This window comes from Asaia bogorensis, assembly GCF_900465345.1.
GTDB lineage: Bacteria > Pseudomonadota > Alphaproteobacteria > Acetobacterales > Acetobacteraceae > Asaia > Asaia bogorensis_A.
Genome location: NZ_UEGO01000012.1, coordinates 340,889 through 367,457, shown reverse-complemented (window position 1 = coordinate 367,457; position 26,569 = coordinate 340,889). Strand labels below are relative to the sequence as shown.

The following is a 26,569-nucleotide window of genomic DNA, read 5'->3' as shown; positions in this document are numbered from 1 at the left end:
TAATTAACTGTATTGAAGAGCATCCCGATATTGATTTTACGCGCCTGCTCAATCAATTTCCTCCCGCCAAGCCACTGAGTAATCCGGCGCCTGATGCGTGGGCGCTCCTGGCCCCCGATGCGGCCACATGTTTGAGCGCTTCAACTGCTCAGTGATCTTCTGGGCCAGTGCGTCCATCTCCGCCCCGGTCATCTTCGCGTTCACGCGCCTTGGCTTACCCCGGTAGTCGAGCGAGATCGACATGCGGATAGCGAATGTCACGTCTTCTTCGGAGGCTGGGGTCAGGTCTGTCATGCGGGAGAACAGAACGCGAACTTATGGGGCGAGTCAATTAAAAGGCGAGCGCGAACTGGTGTGAGATGTGCTCGGCACGAGGAACTCGCGAACTTGCGCAAAATCGCAAGTTTCGACCAGCCGAACCTTCTGGAAATTCCGGATAGTTGAACCATTGAGGAATTCCCAATAGTTCGCCCGGTAAGATCTGCTCACACGCTGGGCCAGAGCGCCACAATGAACTGACATGCGCTCGCGACATCATTCATCATGCGCGTTGTGGAAGTGGGAGCGGTGAAAACCTCGCCATGCTGGATATCAATCGACATGCAAAGCTTGCTGGCGATCTCATCAGACTTACCGAACAGATGTTTCTCCGCATGGTGCCGGGTCAGTGCAGCGACGTATTGGCCCATTGTCTGACGTTTCGCTTTGCCAGCTTCCGTCTCAGCACCCTGCGTCATTCGAAGAACCGCTGCGCCATGAAGGGGTTTACCTAGTCGGCTAGCGCCAGAAACAAGTAAATCCGCCCTGATTGATATCTCGAGTCCTTCAATGACAACTTTGCTTTGCTGCCGTGGGGCAATTGCAAAGTTATAGCCCCCAAGCTGGTTGGTCATGCCCATTAGGCACCGGATGACCTCAATGCTGTTACGAGCGTCGTCCTGTTTCAGCGAAGAGACGCTCGAATCATTGAGGCGCTGCTCGAACATTGCCTCTGCTGCAGTCAGCGGAGCAGGGCTTCTTCGAAGGTCTGAGAGGTACGACGATATAGCCCCTCTGACATCAGCATATCGGGTGATCAAAGGTTTCGGTGGACTTTTCGCGCGGCGTATGATTCCCCTTCTCGCCGTATCGGATGAGACCATAAAAAGGGCCAAATCGTTAACCGATATTCGCGGGCTGCGGTTTTGCAAGGATGAGGTCATGGACGAGATACTAGGAAGCGTGAGGCTCTCTGAAAAGAGATTCCTTCATATCGGCTCCTTGTCGCGACACTCTCTACTTGCCTTGGGCATAGAAGATATGAATGCTGACGGATATTTCCTCTTTGAATGCTCCGATGAAGAGCATGACAAAGGCATCAGCGTTCTTGGCCAAACTCCCAACCTGGAAGCCGCCTTTCGTCTGATTGAAATTTGGGAGCAGCATTTGTCTCGCGCCGCATAAGCAAGGGGCGGCCCGAAAGCCGCCCCTGCCTATCACCACCACGATGGGTGCCGGTCTTTCCCGACTGCCAGACCTCTCTTACCAAAGAGCCAACTAAGGAGGGATTCGAACCCTCGTGCTACCGAGCCTCGGTCAATGATCCGGAGTTGAACCGGCACGCTGGTTGCAGGGGGTGGATTCGAACCACCGACCTTCAGGTTATGAGCCTGACGAGCTACCGGACTGCTCCACCCTACGTCATGTGCTGCGGCTTATTCGGAGTTTCACCGACCCGGCAGGGAGCGGATCCCCCACCGCTCTTCTCGGGTCGCCGCAGCCCACGCAGAATCGCACGATCTAGCGGGGCCGTACAAGGGGGAAGTTTCCATCACCACAGTCGGAAACGGGCGAACATATGGCAACTAACTGGAAAAGATTCCAATGATATCAGTGCATATCGCTACTGGTTCAATCGCAGGAGATTGCTCGATACGCCAATGGAGACGCTTCTGCGAACCCCGGATATCGACATCCCTTTCTGCCTGATGTGGGCCAATGAAAGCTGGAGCCGACGCTGGGATGGAAGCGACCAGGATCTTCTCATCGCGCAGGATTATGTCGAGGAAGATGACGAAGCCCTGATTGCCGATCTCGCCCGCCACATGCGGGATCCGCGCTATATCAGGATCGATGATCGTCCGCTTTTCATGATCTATCGGCCCGGTGCCATACCTGACGCTGCGAGGAGGATCGCGCAATGGCGCAGTCTGTTCTCGACTGTTCATGGCCTTACGCCTGTCATGATCATGGCGCAGGCTTTTAATGACCATGATCCAGAGGAATTCGGCCTCGATGGTGTGATAGAATTCCCGCCACACAAGCTGACCGTGGATTGCACACCTATCGAAAACAGGCTGCAAATCCTCGATGAGGATATGACAGCCCGCGTATATGATTATGCGGAACTCGTCGGAAAGGCCCTGGCAGACCCGCAGCCCGCCTTTCCGCGCATACGCACAGTCTGTCCATCCTGGGACAATGATCCCAGACGACAGGGGGCAGGACTTGTTCTGCACGGATCGAGCCCACGGCTGTATGAAGGCTGGCTAAGCGAAACCATTCGGCAGGCTCGGGCGGCGCCTTTTTTTGGCGAGCCTATTGTTTGCATCAATGCCTGGAACGAGTGGGCTGAAGGCGCTTATCTCGAACCCGACGTGCATTTTGGTGCAGCCTATCTCAATGCGACAGCGCGTGCCGTGACAGGTTTCCACAGTTGCTTTTCTTCTCACCGCCTTTTGCTTGTGGGTCACGACGCCTTCCCGGCCGGTGCGCAGATGTTACTGCTCGCAATCGGCGAGACCTTGCGGCGCAATCATGGGATCGAAATCACGTTCATTCTGCTGGGGGGTGGTGACCTTCTGGGACGCTACCGGCAGGTTGGCACCGTGGAGATATTGAAGCCCAACACGAATGCAGGGCGCGAGCGACTGCAATCTCTACACGATGAAGGGTTCAGAACCGCCCTGGTCAACAGTGCCGCTTCAACCTGGCTTGCACCCGATCTGACCAGCGCCGGGATCGACTTCATCCTGCTCGTGCATGAACTACCCGGCATGATCAGACAACATGCGCTCGAGGCACCCCTTTCAACGGCAAGGCTCCTTGCCAGATCGGTGATCGTCCCCGGAGCCCAACTGACAAGATTCTGCCCTGAAGCCGTCATACTGCCGCAAGGGCTTTATCATCCGATGGTGTTTTCGGACGCTGACAGGCGCCGCGTCAGGCTTGCCTATGGGATAGGCGTCAACGCGCTGGTCGTAATCGGCGTAGGTTATGGTGACATACGCAAGGGCTTCGATCTCTTTCTTCAGCTATGGCAGATCATACGCAGCCCTGTGTTCCAGCCGCCATATGCGACCAGGGCACACGCAAGCCGCTCCGCTCGTGCCAAAGGTTCAGACCAGACCAGACCCGTTCATTTCATGTGGGTAGGTGCCGTCGACGAAAGCCTGAAGAAGGCGCTGGCCGCTGACCTCGAGGCAGCGCAGGCCACCCACTGCTTTCACTTGCCGGGGCGCGTGGAGGATGTCGGCCCGTTTCTTGCCGCCGCCGATCTCTTCACCCTTACCTCCCGCGAAGATCCCTATCCTTCTGTTGTGCTCGAAGCCCTCTCCTCGGGGCTGGCCTGCATGGCTTTTGCCCGCAATGGCATGATTCCGGACCTGCTGGATGAACTGATCCAGGAGGGCGACGACGCTCACGCTGTAATAACGCCCGGAGACCTGCCGGCGACGGCGAGCTGGATTCTTTCTGCTCCCACAACGAGCAAGGGCACGCTGACAGAACGGCAGAAGCGTGGTGACGTGCTCAGGCGGCGCTTCTCTTTCGATCGCTACGTACAGCAGCTCGCCGGACTGGCAATGCCTGACCTTCCTTCAGTCTCCGTCGTTGTTCTTTCATATAATTACGCCCAGTATCTGGCTGCCAGACTGGGGACGATCTTCGCGCAGAACTGCCCTGTCACGGAAATCATCGTGATCGACGATGCCTCATCCGACGGCAGCGCGACATTGGCGGAAAAAACCGCGTCATCGTTCGATCGCACGATCAGGCTTGTGCGCCAGACCAGACAAAGCGGCTCCGTCTTCACACAGTGGCAATCAGCTGCAGAAATGGCCCGGGGCGAATGGGTGTGGATTGCCGAGGCCGATGACCTTTCCGAGCCCGAATTCCTCAGTGAGCTGACCGCCATCGTCGCCCAGACCCCGCAGCTGAGCATGGCATTCTGCGACAGTCGATCAATAGACCAGGATGGCGTTACCATCTCACCCGATTACAAGAGCTATTATCAGCAGCATGCCGGGCATGATCTGGATCGCGATCTTCTCATGGACGGTGAAAATTTTGTTCGGAACTGTCTTTCGGTCTGTAATCTTGTCCTGAATGTCAGCGCGGCCCTTTTCAGGCGCTCCGCGTTCAGGGATGCCCTATCAGGCTGCCGGGCCGATCTCGACAGATTCCGTCTGGCGGGAGACTGGCGTCTTTATGTGGAGCTTCTGCTCCAACCCGGCGCGCAGATCGCCTACCTCGCCCGGCCGCTGAATATCCATCGCCGCCATGAACGGTCGGTCACGGGTGCACTCGATCCGGCCGAGCATCTGGATGAAATCGAGATCATGCAGGACTTCGTTGCCCGAAGGATTGGAGCTGGCGCGGATCTGGCCGCGAGGCAGTCAGCGTATCGCGCAGCACTCAGGGCCCAGTTCGGAGCACGCCCGTCGACACGCAACAAGCGCCTCCGTCTCTCCTGAGTTCAACGCTCGTTCAGACGCGGCATCAGTTCGACGAAGTTGCAAGGCCGGTGTCGACTGTCGAGTTGATGCACCAATATGTCATCCCAGCCATCACGCACCGCTCCGGTTGACCCCGGCAGAGCGAAAAGGAATGTGCCCCGTGCGACACCGGCCGTGGCACGCGACTGGATGGTGGAAGTCCCGATCTTCGCATAGGAGAGCATGCGCAAGAGTTCGCCAAATCCGGGGATATCTTTTTCGACAACCTGTGAGAATGCTTCGGGCGTGACATCCCTGCCTGTCACACCTGTCCCACCTGTGGTGATCACGACGTCCACATCATCGCGTGCAATCCACTCGCGCAGGCGGGACACAATCAGGTCCAGATCGTCCGGAACGATCGCACGCATGGCCAGTTCATGACCGGCAGCCTGCACACGCTCCGCGAGGATCGCACCTGACCGGTCCGATGCAAGGTCACGCGTATCAGATATGGTCAGAACGGCAATCCGGCAGGGAATGAAGGCGGCCTGTTTTTGCGTCGGGCTCATGGCTGGAAACACCTTGCAGATAGGGAGAGACAGAAACAAATAGCGTCACCCAAAACAAAGCGCCACGGTGGATCAGCGAAGCCATGCAACGTCGTAGATACGGCGACCAGTTGCGGTGTCGTGTCAGGCTCGTTAGTGTTGGATACTCCCTCTGCGTTACCCCATTATGAATGGATGGATCGTTGCGTATCGTCAGGCTAGCTGAACCAACCCTATTCCAGCGGCACATGACGCTGTAATGACCCTCGCACCCACGCCGCAACGATGGTTCAGGCAACCACCAGAACGTATCGCATTCCTCGCCTCTCCGACTGATATTGCACAGAGAACCAGGCAGAGACTTATCGAATCCTACGGCGATTGCGCACTTGAACTGGCTGAGGTTGCGGTCTGCCTTGGCGGCGATGGCTTCCTGCTCGAGATCCTGCACAAGGTGGCCGAACACGGCATTCCGGTCTATGGGCTGAATTGTGGCTCGGTTGGATTCCTGCTCAATACGATATCGGACGAGGATCTGGTTGCGCGACTTACCAGGGCGCAATCCTCGGAGTTACATCCCCTGCGCATGAAGGCGACAGGACGCGATGGGACGTTCCACGAAGGTATCGCCTTCAACGACGTCTTCCTCTTTCGCCAGACACGTCAGGCAGTGAAGATCAGGATCGAGGTTGATCAACGCGTCAGGCTGCCAGAACTGATCTGTGACGGTGTGATTGTCGCCACACCCGCTGGCTCGACCGCCTATAATCTCTCGGCGCATGGGCCGATTGTTCCCCTCACAGCCAATCTGCTTCCCCTCACCCCCATCTCGGCTTTCCGACCGCGACGCTGGCGCGGCGCCTTGCTTCCGTCATCCGCAGTGGTCCGCTTCACGCTTCTGGAACAGGACAAGCGTCCCTGTGCTGCTGTCGCTGACTTTCTGGAGGTTCGCGATGTGGTCGAAGCCGTCGTCAGTGAAGACCGCTCGATCACCGCAACGATCCTCTTCGACCCTGATCACGGCCTTTCCGAAAGGATCATCGCGGAGCAATTCGCAGAATAAACAGGACAAGGTAAAAGAAACATAACAAGCAAGAAGGCACAGCCCATGAGCAGTCCCGTCAATGGAACAAGTTTTGATCCCCACGCCGATACACTGGTTACCGCAGCCCAGCGTCTTGAAAGAGGCGATGTCTCCAGTCGGTCACTCGTGGAAAGCTGCCTGGAGAAAATCGAGACCTGTGAGAATGCCCGGGCTGCCTATACTGGTGATTTCTCGCCTGAGAGAGCGCGCCAATATGCTGATGCCGCCGACAGGATAAGGGCAAAGGGCTATCACGCCTCTCCATGGGCGGGATTGCCGATTTCGATAAAGGATCTTTTTGACATCAAGGGTCAGATCACCAGGGCCGGTTCGGTCATTCTGGCTGACAGACCCCCAGCCCTGGCCGATGCGGAAGCGATCGCACCCCTGCGCGCTGCCGGATTCATCTTTATCGGTCGAACACAGATGACCGAATTTGCCTATTCCGGTCTGGGGCTCAACCCTCACGGCCCGCAGCCATGGAATACCCTGGTCGATGACGGAAAGGCGATACCGGGCGGGTCGAGTTCGGGTGGTGCCGTATCGGTCGCTACAGGCGCCGCCCTGGCCGCCATAGGTTCCGATACCGGGGGATCATGCCGCATACCTGCCGCCATGAACGCGCTAACAGGATTCAAGCCAACTGCCGGACGCATCGGACGCGCCGGCATGATCCCCCTCTCACCCAGCTTCGACAGTATTGGCAGTATTGCGCAGGATGTTAATGACTGTGCCCTGCTCGACCATATCATGTCTGGCGGGTCGTTTTCCGAATGGGCACAACCGGAACCTGTCGAGCGTAGTCCCAGGCTCCTCCTGCCAACATCATTCATTCGCAATGACGCTGATGCACAGGTTCTGGCTGTATTCGAAACGGTGCTCCGTCATCTCGAAAGTGGCGGGATCGAAATCGTCCGCCAGCCCCTTCCTCTCTTGCAGGATGTTGCGGATCTGAACGTTCAGGCCCAGATCGTCGCTGCGGAATCCTATCATTATTTCCATGATGACCTGCTCCATCATCGCCCGCAGTTTGATCCACGCGTGAGCGAGAGGATGATGACGGGTGAACAGGTCAGTGTTCAGACATTGCGACAGCTTTTCATCGAGCGCCAGAAACTCATCGCCCGGTTCAACGCCGATATGGCAGGATTTGACGCCATGATCTGCCCCACCAGCCCTATCCTGCCTCCCAGGATTGATGCATGCGCGGAACCTGACATGTATGCCCGGTATAATCGTCTTGTTCTGCGCAATCCTTCTCTTGCCAACCTGCTTGACGGCTGCTCGTTCAGCCTGCCAGTCAACTGGAAGGGGCTTGCAGCAGGAATCATGCTGACAGCAAATAATGGCCAGGACAGGAAGCTGGAACGCATTGCACGACGGTGTGAGGCACGGCTGAACGCCTGAAGAGACGACGTGCGCATTGCATGGAACTCGCGCCGACAAACCCAAGGAAAGCCAATACAATTCCTGACTGACATGATCGCGCTCAATTTCTCTCGTGTATGTCAGCCATACAGCGAGGTCAGCGCATGGTACGGCCCGTCACCAATCCGTTATTTGAGCCGCTTGGGCCCAGACAGTAGCTTCATCTCCTTCCGGTAGCAGCACCGGACCATCCACATGGCCCGGTTGGCGCGGCAGGCAGGTGTCTCACCTGCGGACGAGGCGGGCCGCAGCACTCGGGAGGATCGCGTCATGATCGGACAGGGCCACACGCCACGTGAAGATGACGCGGCCATCAGTCAAGACAATGACACGATCGTCCCCGACACGCGTTTCCTGCCGCCTCTGACAGTTGCTCTTCTGTTATCCTACATGGCGGTCGCCATGCCGCTTGCCGTCATACCCCCTTTCGTCACTTCATGGCCGGGATATGGAAACGCTCTGGCTGGCCTTGCCGTGGGATCAGCCTTTCTCTCGACTATTCTGACGCGCACGATCGCGGGCGGTTTTGCCGATCGGCGCGGCGGCCGCACTTCCATGCGTCTCGGCTTGTGCCTTTACGTCATTGCGAGTGCGATCTGTCTGGTTTCGGGGTTCGGTTTCATGCCCCATTCTTTTGGCTTTGCCCTGCTTATCGTCGGCCGGCTGCTTCTTGGCATTGGTGAGAGTTATACACTGGTTGGCATGCATGGGTGGGGTATCGGACTAACAGGAGCCGAAGGGGCAGGAAAAGTGCTGACCTGGACTGGCGCCGCCATGTATGGCGCTTTTGCATTTGGCGGACCCATTGGCCTCGAGCTTTTCCACCTTGCGGGCTTCTCATCCCTCATGGCCGTCTCGGTTGCCCTGCCATGCCTTGGTCTTGCCATCGTCCAGCGCGTGCCCCCTGCTCCCATATTGACTGGTGAGCGGGAGTCGTTCTGGCCCGTTCTGGGCATCATACGCCCCTATGGTCTTGTCGTTGCCCTGCAAGGTGTAGGGTTTGCGGTTCTTGGCGCATTCCTGTCTGTATATTTCATCCATGAGCATTGGCGCTTCGGTAGCCTTGGCCTGACCTGTTTTGGTCTCGCCTTCGTTGCTGGAAGGCTCTTCTGCGGGCATATGCCCGACCGTCTGGGCGGACTGACTGTGGCCAGCGTGTCTCTGCTCATCGAATGTGCCGGTCAGGCGTGCATCGCATTCGCGCCCATCCCAGCCCTGGCCCTGGCGGGCGCGGTGCTCACAGGTGCCGGTTGCTCACTCATCTATCCTTCGATGGGGATCGAAGTCATCAAAAGGGTCTCAGGCACAATGCGGGCGACCGCCCTTGGCGGATTTGCCGCCTTTCAGGACCTGTCATATGCAGTAAGCGGACCCGCTGCGGGCGTGATATCGGACTGCTTCGGGTACAAGGCTATCTTCATCCTCGGTATGATCTGCGCCTTGTCTGGCCTCGCTCTGGTTCTCAGATTGCGTCGGGCCGACATGCCGGGGAAACGCGATCAAACCCCGTGCTCGACGTGAAATCTCGAGAATTCGAGATCAGCAAAAAGATCATGAGCCGGGCTCTCACGCGGCAGGCGGCGGGTAGGAACCGGAATGTCACGCATCTCTTCGCCCCGGCGCTCCTCCGGCAGAAACGCCTCAGGCTCGGCATCAACAGGCGATTCCACGGCCTGCCGGGACATTTCCGGCGATGCGACGACAGATGGATCACCATTTTTGGAATCATCAGGGCGTTCCGGCTCATCCGATGTCTGCATACTGGGTAAAAACCCCAGAAATGCCTCGAAATCAGCTGTTCCGAAGCCTGACGGACGCTCGCCTCGTGCACGTTGCGTCAACCATCCATCAAGCGTAACACGCATATTCTGCAGCGCATCATCGAGCGATAGACCGGCCTGTCCGGCGATCAGACGTGTCAGGAAGTCAATGTCATCACCGGTTATGCGATGGGGTGAGGCATCCGTATCGCGTTTGACAATCCAGTCCTTCGTGTAAGCTGCAATATACTCTGCAAGCATTGAGATGATCTCCCTCTTTGCGGGCAATTTTAGCAGAAGAATCTACCGGATCACAGGTATCTCATTACAAGTCATCCTGTCTCAGCCCCGCAGTGATTTTACCGGCCTATCCTGCCTCGTCCCTCGTCTGGGAATAGTCGTGTTTTTCCCTACCGGACCCGAACGGGCACGGGAGACCATCGGTAACGTCGTGAAAACGATTGTTTCCATCTTCCCGATATGAGACCTGCTTTCACTCGCCTTGCCAGAAACTTGCCATCCCATGACTGGACCATGCCTGTGCCGCCCACCTCCCGGAAAATGTTTTTTTCGCCGCGCCGCAACGGTCTGCTCTGCGGCGTCTGTACTCTGGGAATTTGCCTCGCGCCCATACCTTCCGTCGCCTCGACGCTGAAGGAGAGCCACGACACGACAGGAGCGACCCGCGCAAGCCACGTGCGCAAGGCCGAACAAATCACAGTCAAGGCCACCGAGCCTGAAAAGCGCGATGCCGAGCGCGGCGGTGGGCTCATTCATCCGCAGCACGGCATCAAGGCAGTCAGCACGGTCGATAGCGCTTTCATTGCCAGGCAGGCTCCGATATCGAGCGCCTATCAGCTTGTTTCCATGTTGCCCGGGGCCAATGTGGCCTCATCCGATGCGATGGGGCTTTCTCCCCAGACAACAATCTCGGTGCGTGGGCTGAACACGGATTCCATCGGCTATGTGCTCGAAGGCATGCCTCTCAATGATCTCGCCTTCTATTCCGGCTATCCGAGCCAGTTTGCCGATAGCGAGAATTATCGGCAGATTGCCCTCGCCCAGGGTGAGGCGGATCTCGACAGTCCTGTGCTCAACGCCGCGGGCGGATTGATGAGTCTCGATTTTCGCGATCCGGCGCACAAGGCCGGGGGGACGATGTCGGCCTCCTATGGCTCGTACAACACCAACCGCGAATTCATCCGGCTGGATACGGGGATAATCGGCCACACAGGGTTACGGGGCTTTGTTTCCTATTCCCATACCAGCGCCGAGAACTGGCGTGGCCCCGGCCATGACATGCGCCACCATATCGACTTCAAGCTCGTGCGTGACATCGGAGAGCGTTCCCACGCAGGACTTGTCGGCAGCTTCAACAGCACGATCACCAGTTATTACCCGCAGGTGTCAAAGGACCAGTTCAGGGAATATGGGGTCTCGTCGGGCAATGCGTTGGCATCGCGCTACGACCCGCAGGATCAGGAGACCGGCCCCTATTACCAGCGCCTCTGGCGTGCGCCCGAACGGACGCTCTACATGGGAGCGCCGGTCTCGCTTGCGCTCACCGATCACCTCACACTGAAGGCCACACCCTATGCGCAGGGCGCCTATGGCAATGTGCCGGGGGGATCGACCCTGCCTCTCAGCGGTCTCTATACCGGTACGCAGGCTCTTACGGACACGCTTACCCTCCCCAGCTCTGATGATGGTTCGGCCATCGTACGTGCCAATTATACCCAGCGCAGCTATCGCTCAGGATTCACATCGGAGCTTGCCTGGAAGCAGGGATGGAACGAACTCTTTGCTGGCTACTGGTTCGATTACGGCGATGATCACGAGGTCCAGTCCTTCTCACCCGTGCGCGAGAACGGCGCTTCGGCCAATATCTGGGGCAGCGGTACCGGCAATTTCGTGCGGCTGAGCAACGGGCGCATCTATCTTGCGGGCGACACGCACACCATCAGCATGGCCAATGCGCTTTATGTGGGTGACAGGATGCATTTCCTGTCTGACCGCCTGCTTGTCGAGGCCGGGTTCAAGGAGGTTATGGTCAGCCGCGTTGGTACCAATGCCGTCCCCGGACCACAGTATCGTGTCGCGAGCAATAGCGCAGTGCCGCTCCCCCGTCTGGGTCTGCGCTTCCAGATCACGCCCCAGCATCAGATCTTCCTGAACGCCACGACCAACTTCCGCGCTCCGGCTTTCACTGCGCTGTATAACGTTTATGACACCAGTTCCGGCGACATCAGTACGACTGGCACGCTTAATCTGCGCAACGAATATTCGATCTCTGAAGAAATCGGCTATCGCTATACCGGTCCACTCGTGACAGGAAGCCTGACCTTCTTCAACTACAACTTCACGAACAGGCAAATTCAGACGCAGGTGCTGGTCAACAACACCCCCATCCAGTCCACCATGAATGCCGGTGGCCAGACATCGCGTGGTGTGGATATCGAGATCGGCCTGAAACCCTGGCATCATTTTGCGCCATATCTCTCAGGCGAGTACCTCCATGCGACGATCGACAACGATATCGCGAGCGGCGGTGACCTGCTGCCCACCTCCGGCAAGACAGCCGTGCGCAGCCCGAAACTCCAGGCTTCAGCTGGTCTGACCTATGATGACGGGCACGTCTTCGGTTTTGCAGCCATTCAGTACACGGGACGCCAATACGCAACGTTCATGAATGACGAGCGTATAAGCGATCATACGACGGGCAATCTTACGGTCGGATATCGTTTCTCGGATCTCTCCCGACTAAAGGCACCGTCCCTGCGGCTCAACTTCATCAACATTACCAATGAGCATTACCTGTCGGGGATTGCCGACCCCACACTCAATGCCCGCGACACGACAGGGCGGTATGGATCGACCATCGCAGGATCATCGCCGGATTATTATATCGGCGGCGGGTTCTCGGCCCTGGCCACTGCGACCGCCGGGTTCTGATGACAGAGCCGGGCGCGTCAGAACAGATCGGGCAATTCGGCCTCTGGGGCAAGGAGGCACAGCGCGACTGGCCGCTCATCACCAAGGATGAGGCAGAGCACGTCCTCGCAGCTTTCGGACTTAAAAGCACGGCGCCGATCTCGTGGCATAGCGCACGGCCATTTTCTGCGGTCGCGCGTGTCAGCGATCCGGCGGGTCAGGTATGGTTCCTCAAGCGCCACCATCATCGGCTTCGTGACAGGGGGGCGCTGGCGGAAGAGCACCGTCTGATCTTTCACCTCTCACAGAACGGCTCGCCGGTCGCCTGCCCCCGCGAGTGTACGAACGAAAGCGCAGGGGCATGCGGCACAATCCTTGTGAGCGGCGAATGGTGCTATGAATGTTTCCCCGCCCTCAACGGGCTGGACCTCTACCGTGACACCATGTCATGGGAGCCCTATCGCAGCCACGACGAGGCTTTTGAGGCAGGAAGTGCCCTCGCCCGTTTTCATCGGGCCGCACGCGGTTTCAAGGCTCCCTCACGTTCGACAGTCCCACTGGTTTCTGCCCTCACCCCGTTTCTTGGTGTTTCTGATCCAGAGATCGCCTTACGCGGCTGGGTTCAGGCTCAGCCTGCGCTGAGCGAAGCGCTCGACCGGCAAGGCGGATTGTCCCCGTTGATCGCGGCACTCACGCCCGCCATCACGCAGGCCCGACCGTTTCTCAAAACGGCGGCCTTGCATTGGGGGCATGGCGATTGGCACGGGTCCAACCTCATCTGGGACAGCGAGGCAGGAGGGCAGAGTCTGCCTGACCGCATGATCGTCAGGGCACCGTTCGATTTCGGGATGGCCGATCTCACGACCCGCACTTTCGATATCGCCGTAGCCCTCGAACGCAGCATGGTTGACTGGATGAACCCACGCGCCGTGTCGCCAACCAGTAAACGCGACTTCGTGCAGATGGAGCAGTCGGTGGATTATGCCACAAGGCCCGATCACACGGCCGCTTTCCTCGCCGGATACGATCAGGAAGAGGCGCTAGGCCCGCATGATCGGGAAGAAATCGCCGCCATGTTGCCTCTTGCCCATGTGGCCTTCGCCTGTTCGGAAGTCTGGTACTACGACACCCTGCTGCGTGCTCCTGACACTGCCAAAGTGACGTGGGAGACCTATCTGATCGGTCATCTCGACTGGTTTGCGTCACCACCCGGTCGCGATCTTTGCCAGCTTGTCGCAACCCCTCCGGCAAGAGCCTGATGTCCCCTCTCGAGGCCATTGCGGCGCTGTTCACCGTGGCGGGGATCTGGCTGACCGGCCAACGCCGGGTGTCGGGGTGGCCAGTCTCCCTGATTGCCGCTCTGCTCTATCTGGTCGTCTTTGCTCAGGCACGACTCTGGGCAGATTCGGCCTTGCAGCTTGTGTTTTGCGCGTTCCTGCTACGTGGCTGGTACGCATGGTCTCACGCCCCGCGCGAGCAGATGGGCGTGCGTGTAGCATCGCCTCGCCATACGGCGTTGGTACGAGATATTGTGGTTGGCCTGATCGCCAGTGCGGCACTGGGCTATGGTCTGGATCACTGGACGGACGACCCGGCCCCATTCACTGATGCCGCACTGAGCGCGCTGAGCCTCGTCGCGCAGATCTGGACCGCCCGGCGAATCATGCTGTGCTGGCCACTCTGGGTTGCCATCGATACCGCCTACGTGGCGCTGTTCCTCACACGCAGCCTATGGGTCAGCGCCGGTCTTTACGCCATACTGGTCGGGCTGGCTGCCAATGCCTGGTATCACTGGCGATCCACGGCCAGAGGGGCCGGACTGGATAAAATATGACACCCGGCTGCATTGCTCTTCCCGTTCTGCCTCCTTGCCTCCAAGCCACCACGCACCGTGGAAACCGGGGCCCGGCTGATAGCGGGCCTAAGCGCTCCAGAAACCCAAGCTTCCTCCCCGACTTCGCTTGCATCCGACCCCCAATGGCCCTACCAGCTTGACCCCGATTTCATGATGCGAAAGGCCCCAGCGACGTGCTCAAGAAACGGATCTTCTATCCGCGTGCGCCCCGACAGCTGATAACGCAGTTCCTGCGCTTTGGCGTTATCGGTGCCCTTGGTCTGGTCTGGGATATTCTGATTGTCTATCTGCTTCGCCCCGAACTCGGCCTGACAGCAGCCACATTGCTGTCCTATTTTCTGGTGGCCAGCCTGAACTGGTTGCTCAACCAGCTCTGGACATTTCGCAGCGTCGCCCATCGCGACCACCCCATACTGCAATGGCTGCGTTTTTTGGCCGCCAACAGCTTTGGGTTCCTGCTCAATCGCGGGACGGTCTACACGCTGTGCTTCACCATTCCATTCTGTTCACAGCATGTTGCCGTGCCTTTGGCGGCGGGGTCTCTCATGGGGCTGATGGCCAATTTCAACCTGTCACGCAAGCTTGTCTTTCGGGCCAAGGTTCCTGAAACGCCCATGGAACTGGCGCAGATGGCGGTCGATCTGAATGTCGACCCTGCCGATCACGATCTGGAATCCTGAGCCGACGCGCGCAAAACATTTCCTTTGCGGTCTCTTTGCTCTAGTGGAGATGCCATCTTCACGCCGCAATCGGGATTTTCTGCTCGCGCCATGACCACACCGATCCATAACACCACCACAAATGAGCTGCGCAGCGCGTTTCTGAAGTATTTCGGAGACCAGGGCCACAAGATCGTTCCCTCGGCCTCGCTGGTGCCGCAGAACGATCCCACGCTGCTCTTCACCAATGCTGGCATGGTGCCGTTCAAGAACGTGTTCACCGGGCAGGAAACACGCCCCTATACGCGTGCAACGACGGCGCAGAAGGTCGTGCGCGCAGGCGGCAAGCATAACGATCTGGACAATGTGGGCTACACGGCTCGTCATCTGACCTTTTTTGAAATGCTCGGCAATTTCTCCTTCGGTGACTATTTCAAGGCCGAAGCGATCGAATTCGCCTGGAACCTCCTGACCAAGGGCTACGGTCTGCCGAAGGAAAAGCTGCTCGCCACGGTCTATGCCGAGGATGAAGAAGCGGCTGGCCTGTGGCGCAAGATCGCGGGCCTGCCTGAAGAGAAGATCATCCGTATCCCGACGGCTGATAATTTCTGGCGCATGGGCGATACGGGCCCCTGTGGTCCGTGCTCGGAAATCTTTTTCGATCACGGCCCTGATGTCTGGGGCGGCCCTCCGGGCTCGCCCGAGGAGGACGGCGACCGGTTTGTCGAGATCTGGAACCTCGTTTTCATGCAGTATCTCGAAGGTCCTCCGGGCACGCGTGCGCCGCTGCCCCGCCCTTCGATTGATACCGGCATGGGCCTCGAGCGCTTTGCAGCCGTGATGCAGGGCAAGCGCGACGTGTACGACACCGATGTGCTGCGCAGCCTGGTCGAAGCCACGGCAAACGCGCTCAGCACCGATCCTGATGGGTCACTGCGCGCCAGCCACCGTGTCGTGGCCGACCATCTGCGCTCGACAGCCTTCCTGATTGCAGATGGGGTGATGCCCTCCAAGGATGGTCGTGGCTACGTGCTGCGCCGCATCATGCGTCGCGCCATGCGCCATCTCCAGCGTCTGGGCGCGACCGAGCCGGTTTTCTATCGCCTGCTTCCTGCCCTGATCCGGCAGATGGGAACGGCCTATCCCGAACTCGTTCAGCACCAATCCCTGATTGCTGAAACAATGAAGGGCGAGGAAGAGCGCTTCACCGCCCTGCTGGAACGCGGCATGTCGCTGCTTGAGGACGAAACCGCCCGCGTGGCCGAGGGCGGTGCCCTCCCCGGCGACGTGGCCTTCAAGCTTTACGACACATTCGGCTTCCCGCTCGACCTTACGCAGGATGCGCTGCGCGAACAGGGTCGCACTGTCGATGTGGCCGGTTTCGAGGCCGCCATGGCAGAGCAACGCGCCCGTGCCCGTGCGGCGTGGGTAGGCTCTGGCGATGCCGCTGCGGAAACCATCTGGTTCGATGCCCGCGAGCGCTTTGGTGCCTCGGAATTTCTGGGCTACTCGTCGGAAAAAGCCGATGCCGAGGTCGTACTGATTGCCAAGGCCGGAACCGAAAGCGAAAGCGCGTCGGCCGGTGATGAGATTGCCATCCTGCTGAACCAGACCCCCTTCTACGGCGAGAGTGGCGGCCAGGTAGGCGATCACGGCGTGCTGGTTGGCGAGAATTTGCGCATCGAGATAACCGATACCCAGAAGCGCAATGGCGATCTGCTCGTGCATTATGGCCGTGTGATCGAGGGCGTTGTGCGCCCGGGAACATCGGTCACAGCCGAGATCGATCATACCCGCCGTCAGGCTGTGCGGGGTCATCACTCCGCAACTCACCTGCTGCACGAAGCGCTGCGCCGCCAGCTTGGCGACCATGTGGCCCAGAAAGGCAGTCTGAATGCGCCGGAGCGCCTGCGCTTTGACGTTTCGCAGCCTCGCCCCATCACGGCAGAAGAACTGGCGCTCGTCGAGCGTGAGGTAAATGCTCGCATTCGCGAAAACAGTGCTGTCGAAACGCGCATCATGACCCCCGAGACCGCGGTCGCTGAAGGCGCCATGGCATTGTTCGGCGAGAAATACGGCGATGAGGTCCGCGTGGTCTCGATGGGGCTGGGCGATGAGACGCGCGGAGCCTATTCCATCGAGCTTTGTGGTGGCACCCATGTCGGACGCACGGGCGAAATCGGGCCGTTCCGCATTGTCTCGGAAAGCGGTGTTTCGGCTGGCGTGCGCCGCATCGAGGCCGTTTGCGGTGTTGCTGCCGACCGTCTGGCCATTGAGGCGGATGAGCGTCTGCGCCGTATGGCCGATCTTCTGAAGGCCACAATTGCCGAGGCTCCGGATCGCCTCGCCGCGCTGGTCGAGGAGCGTCGGGCGCTGGAACGGCAGGTTTCGGAGCTTCAGAAGCGTCTGGCAACGGGTCAGGCCGATTCGGCCAGCGAGTCCATCAATGGCGTAACCTTCGTGCCGCGTGATCTGGGTGACGTGGCGCCACGTGAGCTCAAGAACATGGCCGAGGCCATCACCAAGCAGATCGGGAGCGGCGTTGTCGCGCTGATCTCCACCGCTGAAGGCAAAGGCAGTGTTGTCGTTGCTGTCACAAAAGACCTGAATGACCGTTTCAACGCGGTCGATCTGGTCCGTTTGGCGTCAGCCGAGATGGGCGGCAAGGGCGGCGGCGGTCGGCCGGATATGGCGCAGGCTGGTGGTCCGCAGCCCAATAGTGACGCCGTGTTCGATTCACTCAGAAAAACGCTTTCAGCCTGAGCGTTCATGACAAAGGGTGAACCATGCCGTTCTGGCATGGACACCTAATCAAAACCACGGCATCCGAATCATCTGAGTTCCAGGTGTGGCGTAAAACTCACAGCAAGCCACACCCCCTTTTCAGATGAGGTCACGATGAAAAGTGAAATCGAAAACAGCCTGGTTGCCCTTCTCAAGGGCGTACAGCATTTCGACGACGAGGTTTATGAAGAGCATCGCGAGCTCTTTGAAAGCCTTGCCGATGGCCAGTCGCCTTCCACCCTGTTCATCACCTGCTCCGATAGCCGCATCAATCCGAGCATGATCACCCAGACATCGCCGGGCGATCTCTTCATTGTGCGCAATGTCGGCAATATCGTTCCTCCGCATGGCGAAATGCTCGGTGCCGTCTCGTCGGCCATCGAGTACGCGGTGCTCGTCCTCAAGGTGAAGCACATCGTTGTGTGCGGTCACTCCAATTGCGGTGCGATGGGCGCCCTGTGCGACCTGAACAACCCGAAATTCGATGCTATGCCGACGGTGCAGCGCTGGCTGCGTAATGCCGAAGCAGCCCGCGCCGCGCTGGGCCCCCTCAAGGCTGAAGACGCTGGCCCGGAGACTGTCAAGGAGTTGGCACAGCAGAACGTTCTGCTTCAGCTTGCCCATCTGCGTACCCACCCAGCCGTGGTGGGTGCCCTTGCCGCTGGAGAGATCGCGCTACAGGGCTGGTTCTACGATATCGGGTCGGGCCAGGTTGTCGTGATTGACGAGCAGACCCGCCAGGAGCGGACCGTTCGTGACGTTCTGGGCGATCTTGGCGTCAAGGTCTGATCACGCCCGATTTGGCTTTCTGGTTGTCTGGACCTTTATCCAGACAGCCAGTGCGGCACCAGGTACACCGGTCAAGCTCACCACATGGAATCTTGACTGGCTGACCCTCCTCCCCGCGAGCAGCCCACTCCTGCCCGAGGATGCCCCGCATCGAAATACGCGGGACTGGCAAGCTCTCCAGACCTATGCGGACAGGCTGAACGCCGATATCCTGGCGGTTCAGGAAGTGAGCGATGAAACGGCATTGCGACAGCTGTTCCCGTCGCCTGTGTATTCGATCGCCCTTACCCACGCACCAATCGCCCAGAACCTCGGTGTGGTTCTTCGCAAGCCCTGGCACATCAACTCTGTGATCAGCTTGCAGGCATTCGACCGCTCGTCCTTCCACGGAGGCCACGCCCTGCGTCCAGCCATGGATGCAACGGTTTCAGACGGCTCCACGATATTGCGTCTGCTGGCAGTGCATCTCAAGTCCGGATGCTGGGACCGCAGTTGGACCGAACGTGATCATGCCTGTCCAATCCTGCGCGAGCAGATCACGCTCGTGGCAAACTGGATGGCGGAACGCGAAGATGAAGGCGAACCCTATATCGTTTTGGGAGACTTCAACCGACGTCTGACGCTTACCGATCCCTATTACCGTCAGATGAGTGAGACGCTCAGCCCTGTCCTTGCCACCGCAGGGCACGCGAGCCCCTGCGAGGGAGGCACCTATTTCATCGACCACATCGTGATTGGCGGTCCGATACGCTCATGGCTCATTCCCGACAGCCTCAGGGTCATGACGTATGCGGACAATGGAGGCTATTTGCTCTCCGATCACTGTCCGGTTTCGGTAAAAATCCTGGTGCCCGCTCGAGCGAAACGCTGAATCCGGGCGACTCATTCGGCATAGCGAAACCTTGCCGGTAACAGGGCATGAACCTGACATCTTGCATTCGCGAAACAGCCGGTCCCTGACAATGTGAAAGGTCGGCTCGGATTGCCGTAGGCCCTCGCACTCAGCGTCTTACCGGTTGAGGTAAAGATCTCTATGACGCTGCCATCGACATAGATATCAAGCGTGACGTCCGGCGTCTTGGGCAGAGGTGCGCGGTCCTCGTTGCATGCGAGTTCTCTGTTTTTCGCCGCCGGGTCAAAATCCAGATGCATGTAACGGTCAGTATGTGCAAAAACCATGCTACCTGGGGCCAGCGCCTCAAATCTGACGCGAATTCTGACCTGTGGACCATCAATACTCATGCCGGCGCGCAGGACCCCGTCAAATAGTTCCTCGCCTGTCATACTTTCCATTTCAGGGTGGAGCGTTGCCAAGACCTGTCCCTCGGCGTCTGCTGCGAGAAGGCGGGGGTAAGACAATACACCGCTCCAGCCGCGCGATGCTGCCTCGCCAGCCTGCCACGGCTTCTCGGTCAGCCACCCCAGTACCGTGCGGCGCCCCTGTGCATCGAGGAAACTTCTGGCTGCGTAAAATCCCCCATAGCCGAGCACATCCTGTCTTACCGGCTGGAACTGACCTTTTTCGTATTGGCCGGTTACGACATGCACCACGGAGTTGATGGAGAAGACAAGGGCGTGACAGGTGCCCAGGCTGAAGAAATCCGGGCACTCCAGAACATCATCACCTCCATGAAGATCTGATGGACCATAAAAGATGCGCCTGAAGGACCAGTCCTTGAGGTCCGGGCTTTCATACCTGAGGATCACTCCGCCAAGACCGTCAATCTTGCTGCCCACCAGCATGATCCAGGTCTTGTCCTCCCTCCATAGTTTGGGGTCGCGAAATCCCCCGATCTTGAGATGGTCGGGACCAGCGGCAAGGACAGGGGTAGCGCTCTGGGTCCAGTGAATCATATCCAGATCTGAAGTGGCCATGCACTGGACCTGCGCCTGAGCACGGTCAAACCGGAAACCTGTATATATGGCGACCGCCCGCCCTGAATCGATCACGACATCGCCTGTAAAAACACCGTCCCTGTCAGGACCGTCATGTTGCGGTGAGAGGGCGACAGGGCGGTAGACCCAGTTGACCAGATCGGCGCTGGTCGCATGCCCCCAGTGCATGTTGTCCCACAACGCTGATTCGGGATTCCACTGATAGAAAAGGTGATAGACACCGTCGACCCATATCGGGCCGCACGGATCATTCATCCAGCCTCTTGGTGCCGCGAAATGACTGATGGGCCTGAACGGGTCGGAGGCAATCATGTGATCAGGCGGAAAACGCTGCGCTGCCATAGCCGGGGTTGACCGCCCGCCTGCCAGAAGCAGCGCCATGCCACCAATGAAGAAACGACGTCCTATCTGGTCCTGATCGTGGGGATTTTCACATATAAAGGAACGATTACGCTTGTCAGGGGTAGGTTCTTCTATCTTCCCAACCAACGTGCTAATCTCCAACAAAACAATATTTTGAGTATTGTGAAAAACTACCACAATAGCCGGATACAGATTTCATGACACATGCTTATAGACATGACCTCATACCGTTTCCGGCACTCGTCATACGCAACGCTCTCATGAAGCGTGTCCTGCTCGCCTCTCTCTTCCTGAGCAGTCTCACAGGCCCGCCCGCGGGCGCAGCCCCCGACGCCCGATTGAACGCATCGGGTCTTCTCCGGCTTCCCATGAAAGCGGAGCTTACCAAAAAAACGACATCCTTTCAGGTCAAGAACCTCTACGCGTTCAAACTCCCGGACAACCTCCCACCGGATGTCAACTTCAGGGGGCTGACAGGAACTCTGTCAACGACAAGCGTAGCAAACCCTGCCCTGCACGGTGCCGTCAACTCCGAGACGCTGTTTGGTATTGCCTACACGACTGAAGGCAATTGTCCGGTTTCGGGGCAGACAATCGGAAGCTATGCCGAAATCTATGCCCGGTTTCCGAGCCAGGGCCTTGCCGGCGTGATCGTCAAACAGGCGCGACCCGGCAAGGAAACCTTCCCCGTCGCGCTTGTTCTGCCTGAAAGGCTGCCCATGCATATCAGGCCGGGCGGATGTATCTTCCTCAGTTTTGACGGGACTGATTTTGCCAACCTGCCCTATACGATGAGCAGCGATCTGCAACTTCTTTACGACACGGGTGCACCGCGATGGACAAGACAGACCTATACAGGCCTTGATTCGGAATTCATCGTCTCACCCAGCACCGCGCACGGCCCTGTGCTCAACGCCTATACCGTGCTGCCCGTCTCACCCAGGGGGCCCATCCATCCGGGCAAGCTGATCAGTCTCTATGGCAACGTGTCCGCCACGGCGCCCGCCGATTTCGCTGGTCTCCCCAAGGGTAAAGGCAAGTGGAGCGTGCGCGACATTGTGGCGATCTACCGGCATGACAGTTGCCAGCGCGCCTTCCCGGGTCATTCGCCCGACAAGTTCATGTGGAACGACCGAAGTGGTGCCGGGAATGCACCCAATCCCAGCCTGATATTCGGGCCAGACACAACCCGGCTTCTTGATCTGACACTTGTGGGTGACGGTCTGGACTCAGTCATGAAGCAGGCAAATGCCATCGAAACAGTGCCGGCAGATGTGGTGGATGGCGATTGTGTTGCAGTCGCCATTGTGCCGAATTCAGTCAATCCCGTGGTCAATGGTGCCGTCAACGTCGAGATACAGATCAAGGTCGTTTCCTCACCTTGATGCCCGACCCAAAAACAGAGAGGCTGTTCCCGGCTTTCGATAAAAACAAGTGCGCACAAGAGAATTCCACCACTCAGGTCGAATACAAATATAATGGCAGTTTCTCATCGCGCGATACAATATGCCCTCTCGACCCATTACCCATCTATGCAGGCATAACAGGGCCGGAACTCAAGGCATCAAATCCTGATCATGTCACGCATAGGTGTTTCATCATAAGTAATGTTCACGAACTTGCGTGATAAGCTGAGCAGGTGCTTTAATCCTCACAACATAGAAACACTTTCCCTTCACCTATAGGAGGGGTTTGGCGCGTTCATGTGGTTATTAGGGAAAGAGGGTCCTGCTTTATGAACGGAATATCCGGTGTCGCCACCATAACGGCAAGTTCGCATGGCTCTCCCAATCCTGCCAGCGGCTTCAGGTCCGAGCGGCAATGGTTTCCCTGGTGGCAGGTCGATCTCGCCAAGCCGATGCGTCTCGAAGGCTTCTCCCTCAAGGGGCTGCAGGGCGAAGACCGCCAACCTCCCCTGTTGACCATCATGATTTCCGATGACGGGGAACATTGGCTGCCTCTGTGGACGCAGGCGTTGCACGAGCCGGAAGATTCTCACAATTTCCAGGTGCGGTTCGACCGGGTTTTCGCTACGCGCTATATCCGCATACGGGCAGATGCGTATGGGTGCCTGGCGTTCAATACGGTTGTCTTTTCCACGCAGGAACTCCAGGGGCATGAACGCTCCGTGTCTGATGACATCACCATCTTCGAGCGTCAGGCAGATGATTCCAGAGTCGTATTCTCGACCCTCTTCAACGAGTCAGACGCGTTCCTGAGTCGCTATATTGACAATTTCCTGGCTTATACTTCCGAAAATATCTGCCTTGCTCTGAATTTCCCCAACGATCGCCGAATTCCTGATGACGCGCGTGGGCGCAGCCCGAGGATACATATCTTCAACGGTCAGACCAAAAGGGAGAAATGGGGCCACACCCTTCTGGTCGGTCATATCGAATCCTATGAAGAGGCGCGATCGGTCTTTCCGGACTTTCGTTACTTCGCAACCATGGCGTCCAATAGCCTCCTCGTCCGGCCCTTCGATGTCGCAGCTGCTATCATGCAGTTACCGCTCGCCTCTCCTGTTCCGGTCGCCTGCGAACGCGCCTATGAGCTCGACCAGGAGGTTGATCCGGTCAATCCGACCTATCACGGCACCTGGATGTGGCATCATCTCAGGAACAGCGAGGGGTTGGGTCAGTATCTCAGGAACAGCCTTGAGCTTGATCGCGTCTCGGTCACACAAATCGAGGGTCTGTTTGCCCGGCGTGAAGAGTGGGAACATATCCAGGAGAGGCGAAACCTTATCACCGGCCTGGAAAGATACATCTCTTTCGAAAACTTCATGGCTCTCGAAGAGCTGCTTCCCACCTCCATTTTCAACAAGTTCGGGAGTGGCGAATATACTCATATCTGCAGGGTTCTGTGGTCCGGAACCCGCCAGACGACGGTCGACGACCTCATCACTATGGTGCCCCATCTCCCCGCGCATCTATGCGCCATGAAATGGTTCGACCGGGCGCCGATTGCGCAGTCAACCATGGCGGTCACCACCGATTGGGGTCGTGCCCTCGTATCACGGACGCATCAGCAACATGCGACCCTTGCAAGCTTTCAGGAAACAACACTCATCACGACGCTCCTGAAAAGCATCACCAAATCGGAGCGTTTCGGTCCGATCACTGACAAATGGTGGGATTCGGAGACGCAGGGTCGACGCGGGTTTCACTGGTCGATGCGCGATATCGCCTGCGAGCGCCAGCAGATCTATCCCGATATCCCCGGTCTTCGGGACATGCGTGTCCCGCCTGCCATCCTGTTCATGGAAGCAACCGGGCAGCTGGTCTCACTCTCCATGTCGCTCTACGAGAACAGCGAGGGAGACACGACGCTAAGGCTATCGTGCAGCGCTGTCTCGAAAGATGGAGGTCCAGTCTCCGGCGTTCACCTGCAGGGTTACCTTTACCTGTCCGGAATGCAGGGCAGTTCCGTATTCCGTATGACAATCCGCAAGGATCGGTGTGTCCCTCATGATGTGTTCTCCCGCACCGTCTTCTATGATGAGTTCGGCTATACCGTCGATTATGCTGACAGGCTCGAGCGCGACCATGAAACCGAACGGCACTATTTCGTTCGTGAGGCACGCGGAAACGACCTCCAGGTCTGGATAGGTCTGCCCGTCTTTTGCAACGCTACGGCGGAAGTGTCTCTTGCTGTGGGACCCGACTTCAAGACCTGCCGTCAGAAGCAGAGCCACGAGGCAGAATAATGAGAAAGATAACAGACCTCGCGCTTGGCAAGCCTGCTACCCAAAGCTCGAAACATCCCGATTTCGTACTGCCACTGGAGCAGATCGCCAGTGAGGGCGTATCGGCACAGGACGCGTATTCCAGCTTCCAGACGGCGGCTGAATGGTTTCCCTGGTGGCAGGTGGATCTGGAACGCCCCTGCGCGATCGACAGTGTTCTGCTGGTCAACACCGATTACTGGCCGGTTCGCAGCCGCATGTTCACCGTCCTTGTCTCAATGGATGGCAATTCATGGGACGAGGTCTTTTCCAAGACAGACCACAAGGTTTTCGGTTGCAACGAGCAGGATGGTTACAAGGTCGAATTTCCCGGCGACGTATGCGCCCGGTTCGTGAGGATCAGACTGGATAACTGGGATCATCTCCATCTCAGAAGCGTCCGCGTCTTCGGTCATGAGCTGCAAGAGGCAGAGTGCCGTATCCAGCCGCGCCGACCAGCCATAGATCGGGCGCACAAGGTCGTATTCGCGACAAACTACAATGAGGAGGATGCGTTTCTCGCCGTCTATCTTCAGAACTTCCTGAACTACACCGACGAAAACTGTTCTCTCGTCGTGAATTTCCCGTCCGGTCGCGACATTCCCCCTCATCCCCTGCTATCTCACAGGCGCATCCATGTGTTCAATGGACGCGTGGAGCGCAAGAAATGGGGGGGCACGCTTCTCCTGGGTCACATGGAGTCATACGGCGAGGCGCTCCATGTCTTTTCCGGGTTCGACTACTTCTGTACCTGCGCTTCCAACGGTTTGTTCATCCGGCCATTCGATATTGCCAGGACCGTGGAGCATCTCACCTCAGGCAATGTCGCACCGGTCGGCATGACGCGGCACTATCTGATTGACGTACCACTCGAGAGCGTCCCCAAAGGTGAGGCCTGGGTTTGGGACAATCTGCAGGAAGCCGAGCCGTTTCGCCGCTACCTTATTGATGAGGCCGATATCCCCCTCATCTCGATCAATCAGATCGAAGGACTATTTGCAGATCGCGAGGAATGGGACGCGCTCTACCAGCGCATTGCCGTGCTCCGGCGATGCGATGGCTATTTCGCAAATCCGACACAGAAAACGCTCGCTCTGGAAGAGTTTCTGCCGGTCACGTTCTTTCGTCGCTTCGCCAAGGGACAGTTCACGAATATCTGTCATATGCTCTGGGAGCCGATCCGGGAACTCAGCTTCCCGGATCTGCTGGAATTCGCACAGAAGCTTCCTGCCCATATGTGTCAGGTCAAGTGGTTCAGCCGGAATCCCGACGCAATACCAACAGCCGCATTGTCCAATGCATGGAGCCGCGATCTGCTCGCTGATCTGGCAAAGCCCGGCTCGGCAAACACGCAGCATCAGCGCATTCTCGACCGCGCCCTCGCTGCGCATTTCAACGCAGCACTGCGTGCTTGCGAAACCTATACCCCCCTTACACGAGGGTGGCGTAGCGACGCACGCTGGGGGCGCGTGCAATGGATAGCTACCCAAACGATTGCCCATGCACCCCCAGGCGTGATCGGGGGCCATGATCTCTTTTCAGGTCTCCCTGTCACAGAATCCTCCCGAGGTGCGGCCTGGTTCCAGACCAAGCGCCACATTGACCACGAGACGCGAATACAGGCAGAGCTTGCCGAAGACGGGTCGACAACGACACTTCTCCTCGACACAGTTCCGGATTACGCCAACCCCGGGGATCACTGGTGGAGTGAAGTCTGGGCGGTTCTGTTCCTCTCCGCGCTCCAAGGCGAAAGGGCGGAAGTATTCCGCCTCACCCTGACGCGCCCCTTCGACCACGCTCATGAGCAGTTGCTCATGAACGTGAGGCGCTCAGATGGCAGTCATGACGAAGCGTGGCTTCCGATCCTTCAGGAAGACGAAGGCAACGAACGTCATTTCTACTTTCTGCGTCCGGAAAATCACAAGGGCGAAATCTGGCTTGGCGTACCCATGTTTGACAGGACCTCCATCAGGCTCAGACTGAGCTTTGGCGCTGTACCGGTTTGAGAATATCGAAAGGTATCGCGGCAGTGTCCCGATACCTTTCAG

Annotated in this window: 19 protein-coding genes and 1 tRNA gene; 15 read left to right on the top strand and 5 right to left on the bottom strand. The window is 58.0% G+C overall.

All coding sequences use genetic code 11. The annotated features are described in order from the left end of the window. Nucleotides 1–485: 485 nt before the first annotated feature. Nucleotides 486–986 carry a hypothetical protein gene (locus ED655_RS07300; RefSeq protein ID WP_240993547.1) on the bottom strand — a complete coding sequence of 167 codons (501 nt, stop codon included), beginning with the start codon at nt 984–986 and terminating at the stop codon, nt 486–488. Between the two features lie 214 nt (nt 987–1,200). Between ED655_RS07300 and ED655_RS15480 the strand changes: the two genes are divergently transcribed. After that, nucleotides 1,201–1,443, top strand: a complete 243-nt coding sequence (locus ED655_RS15480; RefSeq protein ID WP_162993424.1) for a hypothetical protein — start codon at nt 1,201–1,203, stop codon at nt 1,441–1,443. A 160-nt stretch (nt 1,444–1,603) separates the two neighbouring features. Here ED655_RS15480 and ED655_RS07295 read toward each other — a convergent pair. Next, nucleotides 1,604–1,680, bottom strand: a tRNA-Met gene (locus tag ED655_RS07295). Between ED655_RS07295 and ED655_RS07290 the strand changes: the two genes are divergently transcribed. Further along, on the top strand, nt 1,644–4,733 hold the full coding sequence (locus tag ED655_RS07290) for a glycoside hydrolase family 99-like domain-containing protein (RefSeq protein WP_122049564.1): 3,090 nt from the start codon (nt 1,644–1,646) through the stop codon (nt 4,731–4,733). The genes ED655_RS07295 and ED655_RS07290 overlap by 37 nt on opposite strands. Before the next feature lie 2 nt (nt 4,734–4,735). Here the strand turns inward: ED655_RS07290 and moaB are convergent, their stop codons facing one another. Then, on the bottom strand, nt 4,736–5,266 hold the full coding sequence (gene moaB, locus ED655_RS07285; protein ID WP_122049563.1) for a molybdenum cofactor biosynthesis protein B: 531 nt from the start codon (nt 5,264–5,266) through the stop codon (nt 4,736–4,738). A gap of 238 nt (nt 5,267–5,504) precedes the next feature. Between moaB and ED655_RS07280 the strand changes: the two genes are divergently transcribed. The 3 genes from ED655_RS07280 (at nt 5,505) to ED655_RS07270 (ending at nt 9,278) form a co-directional block, all read left to right on the top strand. Then, nucleotides 5,505–6,308 (top strand): NAD kinase, encoded by an 804-nt coding sequence (locus tag ED655_RS07280; protein WP_122049562.1) that lies wholly within the window; start codon nt 5,505–5,507, stop codon nt 6,306–6,308. A gap of 45 nt (nt 6,309–6,353) precedes the next feature. Further along, entirely contained in the window at nt 6,354–7,736 is a 1,383-nt protein-coding gene (locus ED655_RS07275; protein ID WP_122049561.1) for an amidase, read from the top strand. Nucleotides 7,737–7,952: 216 nt separating this feature from the next. Then, nucleotides 7,953–9,278 carry an arabinose transporter gene (locus tag ED655_RS07270; protein ID WP_240993546.1) on the top strand — a complete coding sequence of 442 codons (1,326 nt, stop codon included), beginning with the start codon at nt 7,953–7,955 and terminating at the stop codon, nt 9,276–9,278. Here ED655_RS07270 and ED655_RS07265 read toward each other — a convergent pair. Further along, complete coding sequence (locus tag ED655_RS07265) at nt 9,257–9,778, bottom strand: hypothetical protein (RefSeq protein ID WP_122049560.1); 522 nt, start codon at nt 9,776–9,778, stop codon at nt 9,257–9,259. The two genes, ED655_RS07270 and ED655_RS07265, sit on opposite strands and share 22 nt — an antisense overlap. A gap of 300 nt (nt 9,779–10,078) precedes the next feature. Between ED655_RS07265 and ED655_RS07260 the strand changes: the two genes are divergently transcribed. The 7 genes from ED655_RS07260 (at nt 10,079) to ED655_RS07230 (ending at nt 19,406) form a co-directional block, all read left to right on the top strand. Beyond that, entirely contained in the window at nt 10,079–12,469 is a 2,391-nt protein-coding gene (locus tag ED655_RS07260; protein WP_122049559.1) for a TonB-dependent receptor, read from the top strand. Further along, nucleotides 12,469–13,707, top strand: a complete 1,239-nt coding sequence (locus ED655_RS07255; protein WP_122049558.1) for a phosphotransferase enzyme family protein — start codon at nt 12,469–12,471, stop codon at nt 13,705–13,707. Before ED655_RS07260 ends, ED655_RS07255 begins: the two co-directional genes overlap by 1 nt. Continuing rightward, nucleotides 13,707–14,282 (top strand): nicotinamide riboside transporter PnuC, encoded by a 576-nt coding sequence (gene pnuC, locus ED655_RS07250; RefSeq protein WP_122049557.1) that lies wholly within the window; start codon nt 13,707–13,709, stop codon nt 14,280–14,282. Before ED655_RS07255 ends, pnuC begins: the two co-directional genes overlap by 1 nt. Before the next feature lie 194 nt (nt 14,283–14,476). Continuing rightward, a complete protein-coding gene (locus tag ED655_RS07245; protein ID WP_122049556.1) occupies nt 14,477–14,983 on the top strand; it encodes a GtrA family protein in 507 nt (168 codons plus the stop codon). 90 nt (nt 14,984–15,073) lie between these two features. Continuing rightward, on the top strand, nt 15,074–17,725 hold the full coding sequence (alaS, locus tag ED655_RS07240; RefSeq protein WP_122049555.1) for an alanine--tRNA ligase: 2,652 nt from the start codon (nt 15,074–15,076) through the stop codon (nt 17,723–17,725). A 135-nt stretch (nt 17,726–17,860) separates the two neighbouring features. Beyond that, nucleotides 17,861–18,535, top strand: a complete 675-nt coding sequence (locus tag ED655_RS07235; RefSeq protein ID WP_023977340.1) for a carbonic anhydrase — start codon at nt 17,861–17,863, stop codon at nt 18,533–18,535. Next, nucleotides 18,519–19,406, top strand: coding sequence for an endonuclease/exonuclease/phosphatase family protein (locus tag ED655_RS07230; RefSeq protein WP_240993545.1), 888 nt, complete (start codon nt 18,519–18,521; stop codon nt 19,404–19,406). Before ED655_RS07235 ends, ED655_RS07230 begins: the two co-directional genes overlap by 17 nt. An 11-nt stretch (nt 19,407–19,417) precedes the next feature. On the opposite strand, the gene ED655_RS07225 is transcribed toward ED655_RS07230, so the two are convergent. Then, nucleotides 19,418–20,812, bottom strand: coding sequence for a glycoside hydrolase family 32 protein (locus ED655_RS07225; protein WP_122049554.1), 1,395 nt, complete (start codon nt 20,810–20,812; stop codon nt 19,418–19,420). Between the two features lie 179 nt (nt 20,813–20,991). Here ED655_RS07225 and ED655_RS07220 point away from each other — a divergent pair, with 179 nt between their 5' ends. From ED655_RS07220 to ED655_RS07210, 3 genes are all read left to right on the top strand, one after another. Further along, nucleotides 20,992–22,179 (top strand): hypothetical protein, encoded by a 1,188-nt coding sequence (locus ED655_RS07220; protein WP_122049553.1) that lies wholly within the window; start codon nt 20,992–20,994, stop codon nt 22,177–22,179. Between the two features lie 350 nt (nt 22,180–22,529). After that, a complete protein-coding gene (locus ED655_RS07215; protein ID WP_122049552.1) occupies nt 22,530–24,503 on the top strand; it encodes a discoidin domain-containing protein in 1,974 nt (657 codons plus the stop codon). After that, on the top strand, nt 24,503–26,527 hold the full coding sequence (locus ED655_RS07210; protein ID WP_122049551.1) for a discoidin domain-containing protein: 2,025 nt from the start codon (nt 24,503–24,505) through the stop codon (nt 26,525–26,527). Before ED655_RS07215 ends, ED655_RS07210 begins: the two co-directional genes overlap by 1 nt. The last annotated feature ends 42 nt before the right edge of the window (nt 26,528–26,569 follow it).

Coding starts and splice junctions, on each gene's coding strand:
- ED655_RS07300 (WP_240993547.1), bottom strand. CDS start 986: ATGTTCGAGCAGCGCCTCAATGATTCGAGCGTCTCTTCGCTGAAACAG.
- ED655_RS15480 (WP_162993424.1), top strand. CDS start 1,201: ATGGACGAGATACTAGGAAGCGTGAGGCTCTCTGAAAAGAGATTCCTT.
- ED655_RS07290 (WP_122049564.1), top strand. CDS start 1,644: ATGAGCCTGACGAGCTACCGGACTGCTCCACCCTACGTCATGTGCTGC.
- moaB (WP_122049563.1), bottom strand. CDS start 5,266: ATGAGCCCGACGCAAAAACAGGCCGCCTTCATTCCCTGCCGGATTGCC.
- ED655_RS07280 (WP_122049562.1), top strand. CDS start 5,505: ATGACCCTCGCACCCACGCCGCAACGATGGTTCAGGCAACCACCAGAA.
- ED655_RS07275 (WP_122049561.1), top strand. CDS start 6,354: ATGAGCAGTCCCGTCAATGGAACAAGTTTTGATCCCCACGCCGATACA.
- ED655_RS07270 (WP_240993546.1), top strand. CDS start 7,953: ATGGCCCGGTTGGCGCGGCAGGCAGGTGTCTCACCTGCGGACGAGGCG.
- ED655_RS07265 (WP_122049560.1), bottom strand. CDS start 9,778: ATGCTTGCAGAGTATATTGCAGCTTACACGAAGGACTGGATTGTCAAA.
- ED655_RS07260 (WP_122049559.1), top strand. CDS start 10,079: ATGTTTTTTTCGCCGCGCCGCAACGGTCTGCTCTGCGGCGTCTGTACT.
- ED655_RS07255 (WP_122049558.1), top strand. CDS start 12,469: ATGACAGAGCCGGGCGCGTCAGAACAGATCGGGCAATTCGGCCTCTGG.
- pnuC (WP_122049557.1), top strand. CDS start 13,707: ATGTCCCCTCTCGAGGCCATTGCGGCGCTGTTCACCGTGGCGGGGATC.
- alaS (WP_122049555.1), top strand. CDS start 15,074: ATGACCACACCGATCCATAACACCACCACAAATGAGCTGCGCAGCGCG.
- ED655_RS07235 (WP_023977340.1), top strand. CDS start 17,861: ATGAAAAGTGAAATCGAAAACAGCCTGGTTGCCCTTCTCAAGGGCGTA.
- ED655_RS07225 (WP_122049554.1), bottom strand. CDS start 20,812: ATGGCGCTGCTTCTGGCAGGCGGGCGGTCAACCCCGGCTATGGCAGCG.
- ED655_RS07220 (WP_122049553.1), top strand. CDS start 20,992: ATGACACATGCTTATAGACATGACCTCATACCGTTTCCGGCACTCGTC.
- ED655_RS07215 (WP_122049552.1), top strand. CDS start 22,530: ATGAACGGAATATCCGGTGTCGCCACCATAACGGCAAGTTCGCATGGC.
- ED655_RS07210 (WP_122049551.1), top strand. CDS start 24,503: ATGAGAAAGATAACAGACCTCGCGCTTGGCAAGCCTGCTACCCAAAGC.